This is a genomic window from Streptomyces sp. NPDC051576 (genome assembly GCF_040681835.1).
GTDB lineage: Bacteria > Actinomycetota > Actinomycetes > Streptomycetales > Streptomycetaceae > Streptomyces.
Genome location: NZ_JBFAZO010000004.1, coordinates 464,143 through 480,667 on the forward strand (window position 1 = coordinate 464,143; position 16,525 = coordinate 480,667).

The 16,525-nt window shown below is 69.0% G+C and carries 16 protein-coding genes and 2 pseudogenes; 8 read left to right on the top strand and 10 right to left on the bottom strand.

What is annotated here, in order from left to right; translation table 11 throughout:
* The first annotated feature begins 403 nt into the window (after positions 1 to 403).
* Positions 404 to 928, top strand: coding sequence for an ATP-binding protein (locus AB0M63_RS15775; protein WP_366019751.1), 525 nt, complete (start codon positions 404 to 406; stop codon positions 926 to 928).
* Positions 929 to 941: 13 nt separating this feature from the next.
* Here the strand turns inward: AB0M63_RS15775 and AB0M63_RS15780 are convergent, their stop codons facing one another.
* The 4 genes from AB0M63_RS15780 to AB0M63_RS15795 form a co-directional block, all read right to left on the bottom strand.
* A complete protein-coding gene (locus AB0M63_RS15780) occupies positions 942 to 1,502 on the bottom strand; it encodes a hypothetical protein (protein WP_355905834.1) in 561 nt (186 codons plus the stop codon).
* Positions 1,503 to 1,635: 133 nt separating this feature from the next.
* Entirely contained in the window at positions 1,636 to 3,168 is a 1,533-nt protein-coding gene (locus AB0M63_RS15785) for a cellulase family glycosylhydrolase (protein ID WP_366019752.1), read from the bottom strand.
* A 127-nt stretch (positions 3,169 to 3,295) separates the two neighbouring features.
* Entirely contained in the window at positions 3,296 to 4,159 is an 864-nt protein-coding gene (locus tag AB0M63_RS15790; protein WP_366019939.1) for an ABC transporter permease, read from the bottom strand.
* An 8-nt stretch (positions 4,160 to 4,167) separates the two neighbouring features.
* Positions 4,168 to 5,169, bottom strand: a complete 1,002-nt coding sequence (locus tag AB0M63_RS15795) for an ATP-binding cassette domain-containing protein (RefSeq protein WP_366019753.1) — start codon at positions 5,167 to 5,169, stop codon at positions 4,168 to 4,170.
* A gap of 108 nt (positions 5,170 to 5,277) precedes the next feature.
* Between AB0M63_RS15795 and AB0M63_RS15800 the strand changes: the two genes are divergently transcribed.
* Positions 5,278 to 6,081 (top strand): TetR/AcrR family transcriptional regulator, encoded by an 804-nt coding sequence (locus AB0M63_RS15800; protein ID WP_366019754.1) that lies wholly within the window; start codon positions 5,278 to 5,280, stop codon positions 6,079 to 6,081.
* Between the two features lies 1 nt (position 6,082).
* On the opposite strand, the gene AB0M63_RS15805 is transcribed toward AB0M63_RS15800, so the two are convergent.
* The gene (locus AB0M63_RS15805; RefSeq protein ID WP_366019755.1) at positions 6,083 to 7,081 is read right to left on the bottom strand and encodes a WD40 repeat domain-containing protein; all 999 of its coding nucleotides are present in this window, start codon (positions 7,079 to 7,081) and stop codon (positions 6,083 to 6,085) included.
* A 111-nt stretch (positions 7,082 to 7,192) separates the two neighbouring features.
* Here AB0M63_RS15805 and AB0M63_RS15810 point away from each other — a divergent pair, with 111 nt between their 5' ends.
* Positions 7,193 to 7,963, top strand: coding sequence for a GDSL-type esterase/lipase family protein (locus AB0M63_RS15810; RefSeq protein ID WP_366019757.1), 771 nt, complete (start codon positions 7,193 to 7,195; stop codon positions 7,961 to 7,963).
* On the opposite strand, the pseudogene AB0M63_RS15815 reads toward AB0M63_RS15810, so the two are convergent.
* Positions 7,936 to 9,348: pseudogene (locus AB0M63_RS15815) on the bottom strand (Stf0 family sulfotransferase); the annotation flags it as partial. The gene AB0M63_RS15810 and the pseudogene AB0M63_RS15815 overlap by 28 nt on opposite strands.
* A gap of 72 nt (positions 9,349 to 9,420) precedes the next feature.
* Between AB0M63_RS15815 and AB0M63_RS15820 the strand changes: the two are divergent.
* Positions 9,421 to 10,010: pseudogene (locus AB0M63_RS15820) on the top strand (Uma2 family endonuclease).
* 44 nt (positions 10,011 to 10,054) lie between these two features.
* A complete protein-coding gene (locus tag AB0M63_RS15825; protein WP_355905853.1) occupies positions 10,055 to 11,047 on the top strand; it encodes an aldo/keto reductase in 993 nt (330 codons plus the stop codon).
* A 241-nt stretch (positions 11,048 to 11,288) separates the two neighbouring features.
* Here AB0M63_RS15825 and thpR read toward each other — a convergent pair whose 3' ends face one another.
* Positions 11,289 to 11,861, bottom strand: coding sequence for an RNA 2',3'-cyclic phosphodiesterase (gene thpR, locus AB0M63_RS15830; protein ID WP_366019758.1), 573 nt, complete (start codon positions 11,859 to 11,861; stop codon positions 11,289 to 11,291).
* A 26-nt stretch (positions 11,862 to 11,887) separates the two neighbouring features.
* On the opposite strand from thpR, the gene AB0M63_RS15835 reads away from it, so the two are divergent.
* Positions 11,888 to 12,400 carry a GNAT family N-acetyltransferase gene (locus AB0M63_RS15835; protein WP_366019759.1) on the top strand — a complete coding sequence of 171 codons (513 nt, stop codon included), beginning with the start codon at positions 11,888 to 11,890 and terminating at the stop codon, positions 12,398 to 12,400.
* A 138-nt stretch (positions 12,401 to 12,538) separates the two neighbouring features.
* Here AB0M63_RS15835 and AB0M63_RS15840 read toward each other — a convergent pair whose 3' ends face one another.
* Both AB0M63_RS15840 and AB0M63_RS15845 read right to left on the bottom strand, forming a co-directional pair.
* The gene (locus AB0M63_RS15840; protein WP_355905862.1) at positions 12,539 to 13,900 is read right to left on the bottom strand and encodes an MFS transporter; all 1,362 of its coding nucleotides are present in this window, start codon (positions 13,898 to 13,900) and stop codon (positions 12,539 to 12,541) included.
* Positions 13,901 to 13,926: 26 nt separating this feature from the next.
* Positions 13,927 to 14,364, bottom strand: a complete 438-nt coding sequence (locus AB0M63_RS15845) for a MarR family transcriptional regulator (RefSeq protein WP_019072529.1) — start codon at positions 14,362 to 14,364, stop codon at positions 13,927 to 13,929.
* A gap of 152 nt (positions 14,365 to 14,516) precedes the next feature.
* On the opposite strand from AB0M63_RS15845, the gene AB0M63_RS15850 reads away from it, so the two are divergent.
* A complete protein-coding gene (locus AB0M63_RS15850) occupies positions 14,517 to 14,699 on the top strand; it encodes a ribbon-helix-helix protein, CopG family (RefSeq protein WP_355905866.1) in 183 nt (60 codons plus the stop codon).
* 10 nt (positions 14,700 to 14,709) lie between these two features.
* On the opposite strand, the gene AB0M63_RS15855 is transcribed toward AB0M63_RS15850, so the two are convergent.
* A complete protein-coding gene (locus tag AB0M63_RS15855; protein ID WP_366019760.1) occupies positions 14,710 to 16,104 on the bottom strand; it encodes an NCS2 family permease in 1,395 nt (464 codons plus the stop codon).
* A gap of 122 nt (positions 16,105 to 16,226) precedes the next feature.
* On the opposite strand from AB0M63_RS15855, the gene AB0M63_RS15860 reads away from it, so the two are divergent.
* Positions 16,227 to 16,493: a DUF2530 domain-containing protein gene (locus AB0M63_RS15860; protein WP_355905872.1), complete on the top strand. Its 267-nt coding sequence runs from the start codon at positions 16,227 to 16,229 to the stop codon at positions 16,491 to 16,493.
* Positions 16,494 to 16,525: the final 32 nt, after the last annotated feature.

Sequence of the window (16,525 nt, forward strand, 5' to 3'; positions counted from 1 at the left end):
GCCTGGGTCATCGGATGCGCCCCGTTGACCTTCAGGTAGGCATCGGCAACCTGCTGCCGCAGCGGAGGAAGCGCGTCGGTGGGCATCGCCATCACATTGACCGCCCTTCGATCCAGCCGTCACCAGTGGTCGCGGTCAAGGTCAGCGATGGGCTCCGACAGCCGGTTCGACCTCAGCACTGCCCGACGAAGGACCGCCAGCCCTCATCGGCCCCCATACAAAGCGCAGGTGGCATGTTTGTCCCACCGGCGGTGCACAGCGATCGGTGCCCAGGTCCAACACCGGCAGCATCTGGCCAGCCCCTTCCCGGGTTCCGCCGTTCATTGGGACTCTTCTGCCACTCGTCGGCTCGGTCGCGATAGGTCGCGCCGTGATCACTTGGCCTTCGTGGCACGATCTGGGCGTGACGACGCTTTTCCTGACGGTTGGCCTGCCCGGGGCCGGAAAGACCACGCGAGCTCGACAGCTGGCTGAGGAGTACGGCGCGCTGCGGCTGACGCCGGATGAGTGGATGATCCCGCTGTTCGGCGATCCGCAGCCGGCCGGGAAGCGCGATGTGCTGGAAGGACGGCTGCTCTGGCTGGGTCTGGAGGCGCTGAAGCTGGGAACGAACGTAGTTTTGGACTTCGGCTGCTGGTCTCGTGACGAGAGGTCGGCGATCCGCTGGTTGGTGATGTCTGCGGGTGCGTCCTGTCAACTGGTGTATGTGCCGGTGGATCAAAAGACCCAACATGCCCGGATCGCCCATCGCCAGTCGACCACCCCTGATCAGACCTTCGTGATGAGCGAGACGGACCTCCTGCACTGGAGGACGCTGTTCGAGGAGCCCGACGCCACGGAACTCGCTGCACATGAGGTGGAAGGTCCGCCTCCTGGGTGGTCAGACTGGCTGGAGTGGGCCGCCGACCGGTGGCCATCGCTCGCGTGACTGTCCGGCCAACTCAGCCGTCGCCCTCGTCGTCCTCGTCGATTCCCTCGAGCCGGCTCAGCGCATCCATGATCATGCGCGTGGCGAACTCGGGATCGTCCGCGACCCGGTTGATGTGCTCCGCGAGCAGGAACGTCGTGGCCTCCAGCGGAGTCATCTCCTCCTTGGTCCAGTCCCCGTACTGCTTGCGCCACAGGTTGGGGCTGAGGCCGTTGCCCGCGGCGATGGTCAGGCCGGCCATCATGGGGATGGCCTCGGGCGGACAGCTCTTGGGCATCATCCGCATCGTGGCCACGAGGGTCGGCACGACATACTCGATGACGTCCTTGCCCTCGCTCTCGTGGGCCTTCCTCAGCCACGTCATGAACATATAGATGAGCGTGCACGCGCCGTTGAGCAGGTCGTCGAGCCCGCCGGGTCCCAGCGACGCGATGAACTGGTCCATCAGCGCCTGCTGTTCGGGGTCGGTCGCCGACTTGCCGTCATGAACGGCCTTGAGCCGGGAGTCGATCAGCATGAGCACCGCTCCCACGTCACCGACGGGAGCGTACTGGGGGTCGCAGGACGATGGCACAGGACTCCTCCTCGGATGGCCGCGACGGAGAACACGGCCCATCCGCACTGTAGTTGCCCGGTGACGCTGCGGAGCGACGGTCAGGGCAACCACAGCAGTTGTTGCATCCACGAGAGCTCGAACTCCGGCACCCTCACCCCGCCGCACAACTCAGACTCGGCACGCTCCCGCCCCCGGGAGCCCCACCGAACCCGAACCCGACCGAACCACCCACGCCCACACTCCCGTTGTGATCCGCGTTCACTGCCGTGACACTCGCCCCGCTCTGCGTGTACGACGCGTTCCACATGCTCGTGATCTGCTGCGCCCCGGACCAGGTCCAGGTCACCTTCCAGGAGTTGAGCGCCGAGGTGCCGGTGTTGGTCACCGTCACGGCCGCGTTGAAGCCGCTCCCCCAGTCGCTACTGACGGTGTATGCGGCCGTGCAGGCACCGGTACTTCCGCCTCCCCCGTTTCCTCCCCCGCCTGTCCCCGTACCGGTGCTCGGGAACAACGGTGCCTTCACGCTCGCCAGATACCCGTCCTTCACCGTGTCCACAGTCACCCAGTCGTCCCTCAGGATCCCGCCCGTGTCACCGGAGTTGGGGTTCCACGACCAGAAGGTCCAGGAGAAGGAGTCGGCGCCGTAGGTCGAGGTCGGGCGGAGGTAGTCGACCAGCGCGGCCAGCCACTTCTGGTCCACCGTCGACTGGAGGGTGGTGCCGAACTCGCCCACCCACACCGGCGCGATGTTCTGCCGGAAGAGGTAACCCCAGTACTTGTCCCACACCGCCGGCATGTTCGCCGGGAAGGTCGGATCGCTGAACCAGCTCTGCTGGGCGACGCTCGTCGCGTAGTCGTGCGCGGAGTACACCACCCTTCCCGGCACGGTCAGTTGGACCGGGTACTGGCCCGCACCCATCAGGTTGCCGCCCCACCAGCCGGAGACACCGGCGTACGTCTGCACGCCCTCGACGAAGATCAGCAGGTCGGGGTTGACGGACAGGACGGCGTCGCCCGCGCGCTGGGCAGCGAGCCGCCAGTCGGTCGCGACGTCTCCGCAGCCCCAACAGGCGGGATCGTGGGGCTCGTTGTGGAGGTCGATGCCGATGACCGTGGACTGGCCGGCGTAACGGGTCGCCAGGGAGCGGAGGTTCGCGATCCACGTCGACTCGGGGACCGCCGCCGTGTACCAGAGCGCCGACTGCGCCGAGGCGTCCGGGCGGTGCCGGTCGAGGATGACCTTCAGGCCGTCCTGACCGGCGTACGACACGATCTTGTCCATGATCTGGAGGGAGTTGAGGCCTTGCAGGTCGGTGTTCTTGCCGTTGGAGAAGTCGATGCTGTTGGGGACGGTGGACGGTTTGAAGATGTCGTCGCTGTACGGCAGCCGGATGGTGTTGTAGCCCAGCGACCTCATCTGGTCGATCATGCTCTTGTAGTCGCGCGACCAGAGGCCGTGGACCACGTAGTTGGCGGTCTCGAAGCCGAACCAGTTGATGCCGGCGATACGGACCGGCTGCCCGGCCGCGTCGAGGATCTGCCGACCACTGGTGTGCCAGTAGCCGGCGCCGGGCGCGTCAGCCGTCTCGGCCGCGTGCGCCGGTCGGGCCATGTCCACGCCGGCCAGCGGGAGCAGGAGCACCGCGGCCACAGCGCACAGCGCTCTTCTCAAACTGCGGAACATGTCGCTGCTTCCTCTCGGGAGGCGCGGGCCCGGAACATGTGGGAGCGCTCCCATCACCCGGCATCTCCCATGGAAGCCACATCGCGTGAACACGTCAAGAGACAGGACAACGGGCGTCCATCGGCGTCTAGCGACTCAGCCGCCGGAACCTCCGCACCGCCAACGGCAGGAACACCAGCGTCAGCGCCGCCGGCCACGCCCCCGCGAGCAGCAGCGCGTGCTGTTCCGGCCAGGACGTGCCCTGGCCGGTCGGGGCGCCGAAGAGGGCGCGGGTGGCGCCGGCCGTCGAGGAGAGCGGGTTCCAGAGGGCGGCCTGGCCGAGCCAGTGGGGCATCTGCTGCGGGGAGACGTAGATGCTGGAGATCATCGTCAGCGGGAAGACGATCGCGAAGAGGCCGCCGACCTGTTCGGGGCCGGGGAGCAGCAACCCGAGCCAGACGCCGACCCAGATGAGCGCGAAGCGCAGGGACAGGAGCAGGACGACGGCCTTCACGAAGCCGAGGCCGAGGCCGAAGAGGGGGCCCGACCCGAACTCCGGGCGCCAGCCCATGCCGTAGGCCGTGGCCATCATGATGCCCAACTCCGCGCAGGAGACGACGAGATCGGTCGCCCCGCGCCCGGCCACCACCGCGGACGGCGCCATCGGCATGGAGCGGAACCGGTCGATGACACCCTTCTTGGAGTCGTTCACGAAGATCGTCGCCGTGGAGACGAAGCCCATGGCGACCGTCATCACGAACATCCCCGGCATCAGGAACGCCTTGTAGTCCCCGCCGCCCGGCACCTGGATGGCCTTGCCGAAGACGTACCCGTACAGCAGCACGGACAGGATCGGGAAGCCCAACTGCCAGAGGATGCTGACCGGTTGGCGCCGGTAGTGGGTCAGTCCGCGCCGGACGACGTTCCAGCAGTCCGCGACCGTCCAGAAGAGGCGACCGTGCTGGGGACGCCTGCGGTAGGTGCGGCCGCTCGCCCCTTCCGCCGTCGACACACCGCCGCTCACGCCACCGCCTCCTCGGCCGTCCGGTCCGCGACCGGATCCGGCTCTTCCTCCGTACGACGGCCCGTCAGCCGTAGGAACACGTCGTCCAGGCTCGGCCTGCGCAGGCCGATGTCCTCGACCGGGACGCCGAACTGCTGGAGGAACCGCGCCACTTCGGTCAGGGAGCCGACCCGGTCGGCCACGGGTGCGTGGACCCGCAACTCCCCCATGTCGGCCTCCGGCTGACCGCCGTGGGCGACCCGGGCGACCGCCTGCAACGCGTAGGGAATGTGGGCGGGTTCGCGCACGACGACCTCGACGCGGTCGCCGCCGACGCGGTTCTTGAGGCCGTCGAGGGTGTCGTCGGCGATGGCGCGGCCCTGGTCGATGACGGTGATGCGGGAGGCCAGCCGGTCGGCCTCCTCCAGGTACTGGGTGGTGAGGAGGACCGTCGTACCGTCGGCCACCAACTGCCTTACCGCTTCCCAGACTTCGCCCCGGCTGCGCGGGTCGAGGCCAGTGGTCGGTTCGTCCAGGAAGAGGACGGCCGGGGCGAGGATCATCGACGCGGCGAGGTCCAGGCGCCGCCGCATGCCACCGCTGTAGCCGCCGGCACCCTTGTCGGCCGCGGCCTCCAGGTCGAACTGGCGCAGGAGTTGGGCCGCCCTCAACTTGGCGCGCCTGCGCCCCAGATGGAAGAGCCGGCCGAACATCTCCAGGTTCTGGCGGCCGGTGAGGATCTCGTCGATCGCCGCGTACTGCCCGGTCAGCCCGATCCGGGACCGCACCTGGCGCGGCTGCCGGGCCACGTCGAGACCGGCGACGGTCGCCCGGCCGCCGTCGAGCCGGACGAGCGTGGAGAGGATGCGCACGGCGGTGGTCTTGCCGGCGCCGTTCGGGCCGAGCAGACCGTGCACGGTGCCCTCACGGACGGCCAGGTCGAAGCCGTCGAGGGCGCGTTTGTCGCCGTAGCGCTTCTCCAGCGCCTCGGCCTCCACGACGTACGTGTCGCCACCCATGAGCCCTCCCTCCCGCCTGTACCGAGCGTTCGAACCGAACCGAGTGCACCGTATCCGATAACGCGTACGGTGTACTCGGTTTCGGTGCCCGGGATCTACACTCCCCCCATGACAAGCAGGCCGGCGAACAGGACGGCGAACGGGACGGCGAACGGCACGGACTCCAGCGGCAGTGGTGACATCGACCGCACCCTCGAACTGCTGTGGGACACCGGCCCCCGTCCCAGCCGCGGCCCCAAGCCCGGCCTGAGCGTCGACCGGATCGTGGACACGGCCATCCACATCGCGGATGCCGAGGGGCTCGACGCGGTCTCCATGCGCCGGGTCGCCACCGAGCTGGGTACCGGCGCGATGTCGCTGTACCGGTACGTCCCCGGGAAGGCCGAGCTCCTCGACCTGATGCTGGACCGCGTCCGCTTCCCCGAGCGCCCCGACGGCGATACGGGCACGGACAGTTGGCGTGCCGCCCTGGAGAGCGCGGCCCGCGACGCGCTCGCCGTCCACCGCCGCCACCCCTGGCTGCTGCGCGTCAACCAGTCCCGCCCGCTGCTGGGCCCCCGCGCCCTCGCCACCCTGGAGCACCTGCTCGGCCGTATCCGCCCGATGGGCCTGCCCGACCCGGAACTCGTCTCGACGGTCGTCATGATCGACGGCTATGTCGTCGGCGCCGCCCGCACCCAGGTCCACCAGGAGGAGGCCGCGCGAAGCACCGGCCTGAGCGACGCGGAGTTCTACGGCGCCCAGGTCCCGGCCCTGGAGAAGGCCATGGCGACCGGCGCCTACCCCACCCTCGCGTCCCTCTCCCCCGACACCTTCACTTCCACCGCGGGCTTCGACCACTTCGAGTTCGGCCTCGGACGCATCCTGGACGGGCTGGAGGTCCTGGTCCAACAGCGCGGCGAGGCCGGGTAGTTCAGCTACGACGGCCCCGGCGCCGCAGCCCGAACACGACCCCGCAGATGACCACGACGGCCACGGCACCCACCTTCACGTTGTTCCCCGTGCCGCCGCCACTGCCGTCACCGCTAGCTGAACTCCCGCCCTCGGAAGGCGACTTGGAGGAACCCGAACTCCCGCCCGGGACATCCTCGGCCTGCACGGGACTGTCCGTGCCCTCACTCCCGTACATCAGCTTGGTCCCGTCGGCGGAGTAGCTGACGGACTCCCCCTGCCCCTGCAACGGCACGTCGAGACGCCCCTCGCGCTTGATCTTGCCGCCGTTCCAGTCGTAGTAGACACCGCCGAAGTAGCCGCGTACGGCGAGCTGTTGGCCGTCGGGCGAGAAGGCGGCATCGGTGGCCCAGAGGTCGACGGCGGCGATGGGCTTGAAGTAGTTGGTCCCCGAGGAGGAGAGCGTGGCCGGGCCCTCGAAGAGGTGGCCGCCGTCCTCCTTCTTGTCGATGATGTAGACCCGCCCGGTCTTGGGGTGCACGATCAGCGACTCGGCGTTGCGCGCCCCGTCCGAGTACTTCACGACGTACTGCGTGGCACGGATCGTCTGGTCCTTGAGCACCTTCGGCTCAGGCAGCTTGTAGATCCAGACGTAGGGCCAGGTCCCGTCGAGGTTGTCGCCGATGTCGCCGACGTAGATCTCGTTGTCCGGCCCGATGGAGATCGCCTCGACGTCACGCGGCTTGCCGACCCCGCTGAACGTGACCGTGGCGACCGTCTTTCCGGTGCTGCTGTCGACGGCGTAGATGTACGGGCCGTCGTTGCTGTCGTTGTGCGTCCAGTAGATGCCGGGGTGGAGGTGCGAGGCGGCGAGCCCGCTGGACTCGGTGATCCTGGAGTCCTCGATCGTGAACCCCTTGTCGCCCTTGCCGCCACCGTCGTCGGCGGGTGCTGCTGCTGCGGGGAGGGCGAGCGCGCCGACGAGGAGGCCGGCGCCGAGGAACGCGAGGAAGCGACGCATGCCCCAAGCCTGCCAGGCGGTGTGGGCACGTGGCGTGGTGGGCCGGTGGCGTGGTGGGCCTCACACCGCACCCGTTCTGTCGATCGGCGATCGATCGTCCATCATGAGCGGATGCTCAGGTTCATGCCCGTAGGCGACTCCATGACGATCGGGAGCGCGGGCGAACACACATGGCGCTACCGGATCTGGCAGCACCTGCGCGCGACCTACGGCGGCCCGTTCGCCGTGGTCGGCCCGCGCGAGACGCTGTACGACAAGGCGACGGACACGCCCACGTCGTACGAGTACGCCGACCCCGACTTCCCGCACTTCCACCTCGCCGGCTGGGGCGAGGGCTGGCTGCACATGGCCCCGCTGATCGGCGAGGCGGTGCGCACACAGCGGGCGGACGTCCTGCTGGTCTCGCTCGGCCTGATCGACCTGGGCTTCTACACGAACGCGCCCCAGACGGCCGACAACCTGCGCTTGTTCGTGGCGGAGGCCCGCGCCGCCAAGCCGTCCATACGGATGGTGTTCCTGCCGGTGATCCCGAACGTCCGCGCCCGGACCGACGCCCCCTTCGCCACCGAGGTCACCCTGTTCAACGAACTCCAGGCGAAGGCGGTCGCCGACCTCGACGACCCGCGCTCCCCACTCCTCCTCGCCTCCCTCCCCGACGCGTACGACGTCACCCACGACACCTACGACGGCACCCACCCGAACGCGTCCGGCGAGCACCGCATCGCGGGGGCGTTCGCGGGGGCGATGCATCAGGCGTGGGGGCTCGGAGGGGAGTACGGGGAGTACGACGGCTCGGACCCGATCCCCGAGACGAGCAGCCCGGCGCACTCCCGCGCCTGGGGCAGAAAGTCCTCCCACCGGTCCTCGCGCCGCCCGAGATAGCCGTCCCGCGCCAGCTCCAGCGCCGGCCGGTGCGCCACCGGGAGCCGTTCGAGCACCCAGTCGGCGGCGCCGTCCTTGGACCGGATGGTGCCGGTGGCGAGGGTGGTCCAGATCCGGGCGAGGGTCAGCAGGACGTTGCGGGTGTCGGTGTCCAGGTCGTCCATGAGCCCCGGCACCCCGGCGAGGATCCCGCGCAACAGGTCGGCGTGCGGGACGGGGTCGAGCAGTTCGGCGGGCGACGGACCGTAGAGCGGTGTGTCCCCGAGCAGCGCCATGGTGAGCAACGGAGCGAGATCCGGGCTGACTTCACGCTCCGGTACGACCCCGCACTCGAACCCGGCGCGCAGCCATTCCCCGTACAGGAACTCGCAGTTGGGCGGATACCGCCAGGGCCGCACCTCGTCCTGTACGACGACGATCAGCTCGACGGGTCGGCTGTCCCCACCGGAGACAGCCATCAACTCTCCCACCAGCGACCGGCGTTGATCCTGACTCATCCGCCGCCGCACGACGACGAGCACATCGAGATCACTCTCCGGCCGCAGGCCACCACCGCCGACTACGGCCGACCCGTGCAGACAGACCCCGAGCAGATCGTCCCCGAACACCCCCTGGACGAGGGGCAGTAGCCGGTACCGGGCGATCCACTCCTCGTTGAGACGGTCGGCCTGGCGGTGGTGACTGGCAGTGATCTGCCCTCCGGGCGGCAGGCCGGCGCCGAGTCCGAGGAAGTCGAGGACACCGTGGGTGACGGCGGACGGATCGGCGGCGAGGTCCTCGTACCGGACGCGGTACGGCTCAATGCCGTAGGCCTCGAACCACCGTTCCCACCCGGCGTTGTGCTCCTCGATGGTCCGCATGGTGCGGGTGAGGGCGTCGCGGTCGAAGGCGGGCCGGCCCCTCTCGGGGTTCCCTCCTCCTCCGATCTCGCCCTTCCCGCCGATGAACCAGACACCGGTCTGCTCGGCCCGCAGCCAGGACACCGCCTGGGCGAGGACGTCGTCGCGCTGCAGATGCACGAACCGGACCGCCCCGAACTCCCGCTCCAGCAGCCGCAGTTCGTCACCGGCGAGGTCGGGGTGCAGGTCCGCGAGTCTGTGGGTCAGTTCGGCGTGCGTCCCCCACATGAGCTTGGCCCCGAAGACCCCGTTGCCGGTCCGGCCCGCCGTCAGCGCGGCCCGCACGAAGTCGCCGTAGTCCAGGGCCCCTTGGGACGTGCGCCCGATCCCCCACCGCTCGGCCCACGCCACCTCGTCCGGCGCCCGGAAGTAGGCCTGCGGGTGTCCGGCGACGCCGGTGGAGTCGAGCAGACCGAGGAGGAGGGAGCTGCCGGTTCGGGGGGTGGCGCAGATGAAGTATGCGTCGATGGCGTGATCCCTTCGCATCCCGGTCACCGTGCGTATCGTTGTACTGCGCGGCTGCACCCGTCCATAGGGCAGGCGGGGAGGAGCGCCACGATGACCCTCCTTGAAGACAGGATCGCGATGGCCGAGAGCGACGACACGGGCACGCTGGACGAGATGTTCGAGCGGCTCGAAAAGATGCCCGTCCCCGAGGGATACAAGGTCGAGATCGTCGAGGGGACCGTCTTCATGTCGCCACAGCGGGACACCCACTGGGAGATCATCGCGGATATTTATGAGCAACTGAGGACCAAGTACCCCAGGAAGCGCGTGAAGTCCGACGTCCGCATCGACTACCCGGGCCACCTCAACGGATTCGCGACCGACGTGACCGCGATCGCCGAGGGCGCCGCGAAGACGGAGAGCGGTCACTGGCTCTGCGAGGACGTCGAGTTCGTCGCCGAGGTCATCTCCAAGGGCACCGCCGCCAACGACTACGGCCCGAAGAAGACCGCCTATGCCACCGCGGAGGTCCCCGTCTACGTGATCGTCGACCCCTACCAGGGAAGGTGCCGCATCTACACCGACCCCAAGGAGGGCGACTACGAGATCGAGACGAAGGTCCTCTTCGGCAAGGACCTTGACACCTGACCGACACCGTCGTCGGCCTCACCCTCAAGACCGACGACTTCCCCCGCGACTGACCCCCCTTGCGTAGAGCGCACTCGAAGTCGTTGGCTAGTCACTCATGAAGTACACGCAGCTCGGACGCACAGGCCTCAAGGTCAGCCGGCTCGTCCTCGGGACGATGAACTTCGGTCCGCAGACCGACGAGGCGGACAGTCACGCGATCATGGACGCGGCGCTGGACGCCGGTATCAACTACTTCGACACCGCGAACGTGTATGGCTGGGGTGAGAACAAGGGGCGGACCGAGGAGATCATCGGGAGCTGGTTCGCCAAGAGCCCCGTCCACCGCGACAAGGTGGTCCTCGCCACCAAGGTCTACGGCAACATGGCCGCCGAGGGCGACGCCTGGCCCAACCACGACAAGCTCTCCGCCGTGAACATCCGGCGGGCCGTCGACGCCAGCCTCAAGCGGCTGGGAACCGACTACATCGACATCTACCAGTTCCACCACGTCGACCGGGCCACCCCGTTCGAGGAGATCTGGCAGGCGATCGACACCCTGATCCAGCAGGGCAAGATCCTCTACGTCGGTTCCTCCAACTTCCCCGGCTACAAGATCGCCCAGGCCAACGAGATCGCCGCCCGCCGCGGCGGCACCATCGGCCTCGTCAGCGAGCAGTGCCTCTACAACCTCGCCGAGCGCCGCGCCGAGATGGAGGTCATCCCGGCCGCGCAGGAGTACGGCCTCGGGGTCATCCCCTGGTCGCCGCTCCAGGGCGGACTGCTGGGCGGGGTCATCAGGAAGGAGGTCCAGGGCGGACGCCGTGCCTCCGGCCGGGCCGCCGACACCCTCGCCAACCCGGCCTCACGTGCCCAGATCCAGGCCTACGAGGACCTCCTCGACAAGCACGGCATCGAGCCCGGCGAGGCCGCGCTGGCCTGGCTGCTGACCCGTCCCGGTGTCACCGGCCCGATCGTCGGTCCCCGCACCGCCGAACAGCTCGACTCCGCGCTGCGCGCCGTGGAACTGGACCTGAGCGAGGAACTCCTCGGCTCGCTCGACGAGATCTTCCCGGGGCCGGGCCCGTCCCCCGAGGCCTTCGCCTGGTAACACCGCGAGGGCAGGCGTCCCTTCAGGGGCGCGGGTTCAGGATCGCTGATTCAGGGGCGCGGAGCTGTGCCATCGCATGGCGCAGCTGCCGCGCCTTCCCGCGCCTCCCGCGCCTTCCTGCGCCTTCCTGCGCCTCCGCCCTCACCGTCCGACCGCAGCCGCCACCGCGACGACGACGAACAACAGCACAAGCGCACCGGCCATGATCCGGTTCCGGGTTTTCGGGTCCACGTACCCGAGCCTAACCGCCCGCCCCGAGCCCCCAGCGGGCGACCGCCTCGTACCGAGGCTGCTCCCCCGGCACCCCGGACCTCGGCAGGTTGCTGCGCACGAGGACCAGCTCCTCCACCGTCCACGCCCGGCCCGCGAAGTCACCGAGCCGGTCGAGATACGGCCGTACGTCCACCGCCTCCCGGCTCCGGGCCAGGGTGAGATGGGCGCGATAACGCCGGTGGTCCCCCATCTCCAGCCCCGCCTTCCGCGCCGCCGCCTCACACCGGTCCGCCAGCAGCCGCAGGGTCGCGAGATCTCCCTCCGCCCCCGCCCACAAGGCCCGCCCGTGCCCGAACTGCCCGCCCCCGCGCACCGCCAGCCCGAACGGCCCGGTCCGCCGCGCGGCGCGCTCCAGCCGGTCCGACAGTTCCGCTACGACGCCGTCGTCGACCTCGCCGTAGAAGGCGAGGGTGAAGTGCCAGCCGGGGCGGCCGGTCCAGCGCAGGCCGTCGGCGCCCGGGAGGGTCTTCAACTCGGCCACCGTGGAGGCGAGTTCGGCGGTGACGTCCTCCGGGGGCAGTACCGCGGCGAAGAGTCTCATACGGCTCAGCCTGCCACTATGAGGACATGGCTATCAGCATCAGAGACGGCGGTCCCGACGACATTCCCGCGATACTCGGCATGCTCGACAGCGCCGTCGCCTGGCTCGTCGCACAGGGGCGCACCGGGCAGTGGGGCAGCACACCGTGGTCGGCGGACCCGAAGGCCGTGGCGGTGGTGGAGCGATACATCACCCAGGGCTCCCCCTACATCGCCGAGATCGACGGCGTACCGGCCGGAACACTCACCCTCACCGACGCACCGGGTCCGTACCTGAAATCCGCCGACGAACCCGAGCGCTACATCCACCTCCTCGCCTCCGACCGCCGCTTCAAGGGCTACGGCGTCGGCAGCGCCCTGCTCGCACACGCGGCGGAGGCCACTCGGCGGGCCGGGATCTCCCTGCTGCGGGTGGACTGTTACGCGGGCGACGACCGCAAACTCGTCAGCTACTACGAGACCAACGGCTTCACCCCGACCGAGCCCTTCACGGTCGGCGCGGACGCGTGGCCGGGGCAGGTGCTGGCGCGGAGGGTGTAGCCCTGGCCTCGGGGTTGGGCTGGGCCGGTTGGTCGGACGGGCGGGCCGGGCCGGAGGGGTCCAACGGGCGTGTCGAACAGGCCGGGCCAGCCGGACGGCCTGGCCTCGCCAAGCTGGCCAGCCGTGCCGGCCTCGGCGTCAAACGGCCGTCGCCAGTTCCTCCCGGCGTCGCCTCGGGACGAACCGCACCTGCGGGTGGCCGCCGTGCCAGCCGACCGTGAGGCGTAGGTCGCCGACTCGGGCCAGGACGAAGCCGATGACGATCGCCGAGCCCGCGGCGATGGCGCCGCCGGAGGCGAGGCCCGCTCGGACGCCGTATGCGTCAGTGATCCAGCCGGCGATGGGGGCGCCGATGGGTGAGCCGCCCATGAACACCATCATGTAGAGGGCCATCACGCGGCCCCGCATGGCGGGGTCGGTGCCCATCTGGACGGTGGTGTTGGCGGTGACGTTGACCGTCATGCCGAACATGCCGACGGGGACCATGAGCAGGGCGAACAGCCAGAGGGAGGGGGCTGTCGCCGCGACCAGCTCCAGCGTGCCGAAGGCCACCGCCGCGCCGATCATCACCCGCATCCGGGCCGTGCCGCGACGGGCCGCGAGGAGGGCGCCGCCCAGGGAGCCGACCGCCATGAGGGTGTTGAAGAGGCTGTAGGAGCCGGCGCCCGCGTGGAAGACGTCGTTCGCGAAGGCCGAGAGAAAGACCGGGAAGTTGAAGCCGAAGGTGCTGATGAACCCGGCCAGGACGATCGTCCAGACGAGGTCGGGGCGTCCGGCGACGTACTGGAGCCCTTCCCGCAGTTGGCCCTTGCCGCGCGGGGCGCGCTCGACGGTGCGCAGTTCGCGTGCCCGCATCATCAGCAGGCCGGCGATCGGCGCGACGAAGGACAGGCCGTTGGCGACGAACGCCCAGCCGGTGCCGACGCCGGTGATCATGACGCCCGCGACGGCGGGGCCGATCAGGCGGGCGGACTGGAAGTTGGCCGAGTTGAGGCTGACCGCGTTCTGTAGCTGCTCGGGGCCGACCATCTCGGAGACGAAGGTCTGGCGGGTCGGGTTGTCGACGACCGTGGCGAGGCCGACGGCGAAGGCGGCGACGTAGACGTGCCAGACCTGGACGTGGCCGGAGAGGGTGAGGAAGGCGAGCGCCAGGCCGGTGAGGGCCATCGCGGACTGGGTGACCAGAAGGGTGGGGCGCTTGGGCAGGCGGTCGACCAGGACACCGCCGTAGAGCCCGAAGAGCAGCATCGGCAGGAACTGGAGGGCCGTCGTGATACCGACCGCGGCCGAGGAGCCGGTGAGGCTCAGGACCAGCCAGTCCTGGGCGATGCGCTGCATCCAGGTGCCGGTGTTGGAGACGACCTGGCCGATGAAGAACAGGCGGTAGTTCCGGATCTTCAGCGAGCTGAACATCGAGGACTTACCGGTGGTGTCGGGGGTGGGCAGGGTGTCGGGGGTGGCTGGCGCGGGGGCGGAGTCTGCTCCGGTTCCCGAACTCAAAAGGTCGCCTCCTACATAGAGCGTGGTTACAGATGTGCGAGTTTCTCCAGCACGGGGGCGGCGGCGACGATCTTCGCCCACTCGTCCTCGTCGAGGCCGTCGACCAGACCGGCCAGGAACGCGTTGCGCTTGCGGCGGCTCTCTTCGAGCATCGCCTCGGCCTGGGGGGTCTTGGTGACCACCTTCTGGCGCCGGTCCTCGGGGTGTGGCTCCAGCTGGACCAGGCCCTTGGCTTCGAGCAGCGCGACGATGCGGGTCATCGAGGGCGGCTGCACATGCTCCTTGCGAGCGAGCTCGCCAGGGGTCGCACTGCCGCAGTTGGACAGGGTGCCCAGCACCGACATCTCGGTGGGGCTCAGTGACTCGTCGACCCGCTGGTGCTTGAGTCGACGGGACAACCGCATCACGGCTGATCGCAGGGAGTTCACGGCGGCAGCGTCGTCGCCATGGGTGAGGTCCGGCATGTCTTTAGCGTAACTCATTACTCTCTCTAAAGACCACTGGAACGCGCCAGAGTGCCCGTGACCCTGGCCACTGAACCCTTCCGTCACCCATATGAGTGATCCGCGAGCGGAACGTGACACGGCGCCCGGGACCGCCCCCGACCCTCGACTTCATGGGGACCAGCGTGCTCAGCCTGCGGATAGACGGGGAGCTGCTCGAACGGCTCCGGCACCATGCGGCGAAAAGGGGAATGAGCGTCCAGGACTATGTGGTCCGGACGCTCATTCGGGACGACTTCGACGAGCGCTTCCAGAGCGCCGTCGAGGAGACCGAGAAGTTCTACGGGGTCACGTGACCCGCGCCGGTCAGGTCAGACCCAGGGCCGGCATCAGGTAGTAGAAGCCGAACACCGCCGCCACGACGTACATCGGCACCGGGGCCTCCCGGCCCCGGCCCGCCACCAGGCGCAGCACCACGAAGGTGATGAAGCCCATGCCGATGCCGTTGGTGATCGAGTAGGTGAACGGCATCATCACCATCGTGATGAAGGCCGGGATCGCGATCGTGTAGTCGGCCCAGTCGATCTCCTTGACGGAGCCCGCCAGGATCAGGAAGCCGACCGCGAGCAGCGCGGGGGTGGCCGCCTGGGAGGGGACCATCGTGGCGATGGGCGTGAGGAACAGCGCCACGGCGAAGAGGGCGCCGGTGACGACGTTCGCGAAGCCGGTGCGGGCGCCCTCGCCGACGCCGGCCGTGGACTCCACGAAGCAGGTGGTGGCGGACGAGGAGCTGGCGCCGCCCGCGGCGACCGCGATGCCGTCGACGAAGAGGACCTTGTTGATGCCGGGCATGTTGCCCTCGCCGTCGGTCAGCTTCGCCTCGTCGCTGATGCCCATGATCGTGCCCATCGCGTCGAAGAAGCACGACAGCAGGACCGTGAAGACGAACAGGACGCCGGTCAGCACACCGACCTTGGAGAAGCCGCCGAAGAGGCTGAACTTGCCGATCAGCCCGAAGTCGGGGGTGGCGACCGGGTTTCCGGGCCACTTCGGGGTGGTCAGGCCCCAGGAGGGGATCGTCGCGACCGCGTTCACGATCACCGCGAGGACGGTCATGGTGACGATCGAGATGAGGATCGCGCCGGACACCTTGCGGACGATCAGGCCGAGGGTGAGCAGCACACCGAGGATGAAGATCAGGACCGGCCAGCCGTTGAGGTGACCGTCGGCGCCGAGCTGGAGCGGGACGGTGGTCTGGGCGGCGTCGGGGATGCGGGTGATGAACCCGGAGTCCACGAGTCCGATCAGCATGATGAACAGGCCGATACCGATCGAGATCGCCTTGCGCAGGCCGTAGGGCACCGCGTTCATGACGCGCTCGCGCAGCCCGGTGGCCACCAGCAGCATTACGACCAGGCCGGCCAGGACGACCATGCCCATCGCGTCCGGCCACGACATGCGGGGCGCGAGCTGGAGGGCGACGACGGAGTTGACGCCGAGTCCGGCGGCCAGCGCGATCGGGACGTTGCCGATGACGCCCATGAGGAGGGTGGTGAAGGCGGCCGTGACGGCGGTGGCGGTGACCAGTTGGCCGTTGTCGAGGTGGTGTCCGTACATGTCCTTCGCGCTGCCCAGGATGATCGGGTTCAGCACGATGATGTACGCCATCGCGAAGAAGGTGGCGAACCCGCCCCGGATCTCGCGCGGGAGGCTGCTGCCCCGTTCGGAGATCTTGAAGTAGCGGTCGAGGGCGGTCTGCATTGGATGTTCCTACGAGCAGAAGTGGACAGACGGAAACCGCTTCAGTATGAACATATGAAGACGTCAGGCGCTATCTCCGCGCGTAGACCCGAGAGAGTTGCGTCGCCTCGTAAGCTGTCCCCATGGCGAAGTGGACACCGACACACGAGGCACCGGAGCCCCTGGAGGGCCCGATCGTCCCGACCATCATCGGCGGCACGATCCTCTGGTTCGTCCTCTTCCTCGTCCAGCTCCCCTTCTACGGCTGGTTCGACGACCACGGCCATCTGTGGTGGCTGTGGACCTGCCTGGCCGGGGGTGGGCTCGGGCTGATCGGCGTCTGGTACGTCCGCGGGCGGGACGCGGCGATCAAGCGGGCGGCGGCACCCGAGAAGGAGCCGGCCGAGTAGGCCGTACTGCCTCCGCACTACTTCGCTCATCC

Coding starts and splice junctions, on each gene's coding strand:
- AB0M63_RS15845 (WP_019072529.1), bottom strand. CDS start 14,364: ATGCCGGACCTCACCCATGGCGACGACGCTGCCGCCGTGAACTCCCTG.
- AB0M63_RS15850 (WP_355905866.1), top strand. CDS start 14,517: ATGGGGACCAGCGTGCTCAGCCTGCGGATAGACGGGGAGCTGCTCGAA.
- AB0M63_RS15835 (WP_366019759.1), top strand. CDS start 11,888: ATGGCTATCAGCATCAGAGACGGCGGTCCCGACGACATTCCCGCGATA.
- AB0M63_RS15860 (WP_355905872.1), top strand. CDS start 16,227: ATGGCGAAGTGGACACCGACACACGAGGCACCGGAGCCCCTGGAGGGC.
- AB0M63_RS15805 (WP_366019755.1), bottom strand. CDS start 7,081: ATGCGTCGCTTCCTCGCGTTCCTCGGCGCCGGCCTCCTCGTCGGCGCG.
- AB0M63_RS15810 (WP_366019757.1), top strand. CDS start 7,193: ATGCTCAGGTTCATGCCCGTAGGCGACTCCATGACGATCGGGAGCGCG.
- AB0M63_RS15855 (WP_366019760.1), bottom strand. CDS start 16,104: ATGCAGACCGCCCTCGACCGCTACTTCAAGATCTCCGAACGGGGCAGC.
- AB0M63_RS15825 (WP_355905853.1), top strand. CDS start 10,055: ATGAAGTACACGCAGCTCGGACGCACAGGCCTCAAGGTCAGCCGGCTC.
- thpR (WP_366019758.1), bottom strand. CDS start 11,861: ATGAGACTCTTCGCCGCGGTACTGCCCCCGGAGGACGTCACCGCCGAA.
- AB0M63_RS15800 (WP_366019754.1), top strand. CDS start 5,278: ATGACAAGCAGGCCGGCGAACAGGACGGCGAACGGGACGGCGAACGGC.
- AB0M63_RS15795 (WP_366019753.1), bottom strand. CDS start 5,169: ATGGGTGGCGACACGTACGTCGTGGAGGCCGAGGCGCTGGAGAAGCGC.
- AB0M63_RS15785 (WP_366019752.1), bottom strand. CDS start 3,168: ATGTTCCGCAGTTTGAGAAGAGCGCTGTGCGCTGTGGCCGCGGTGCTC.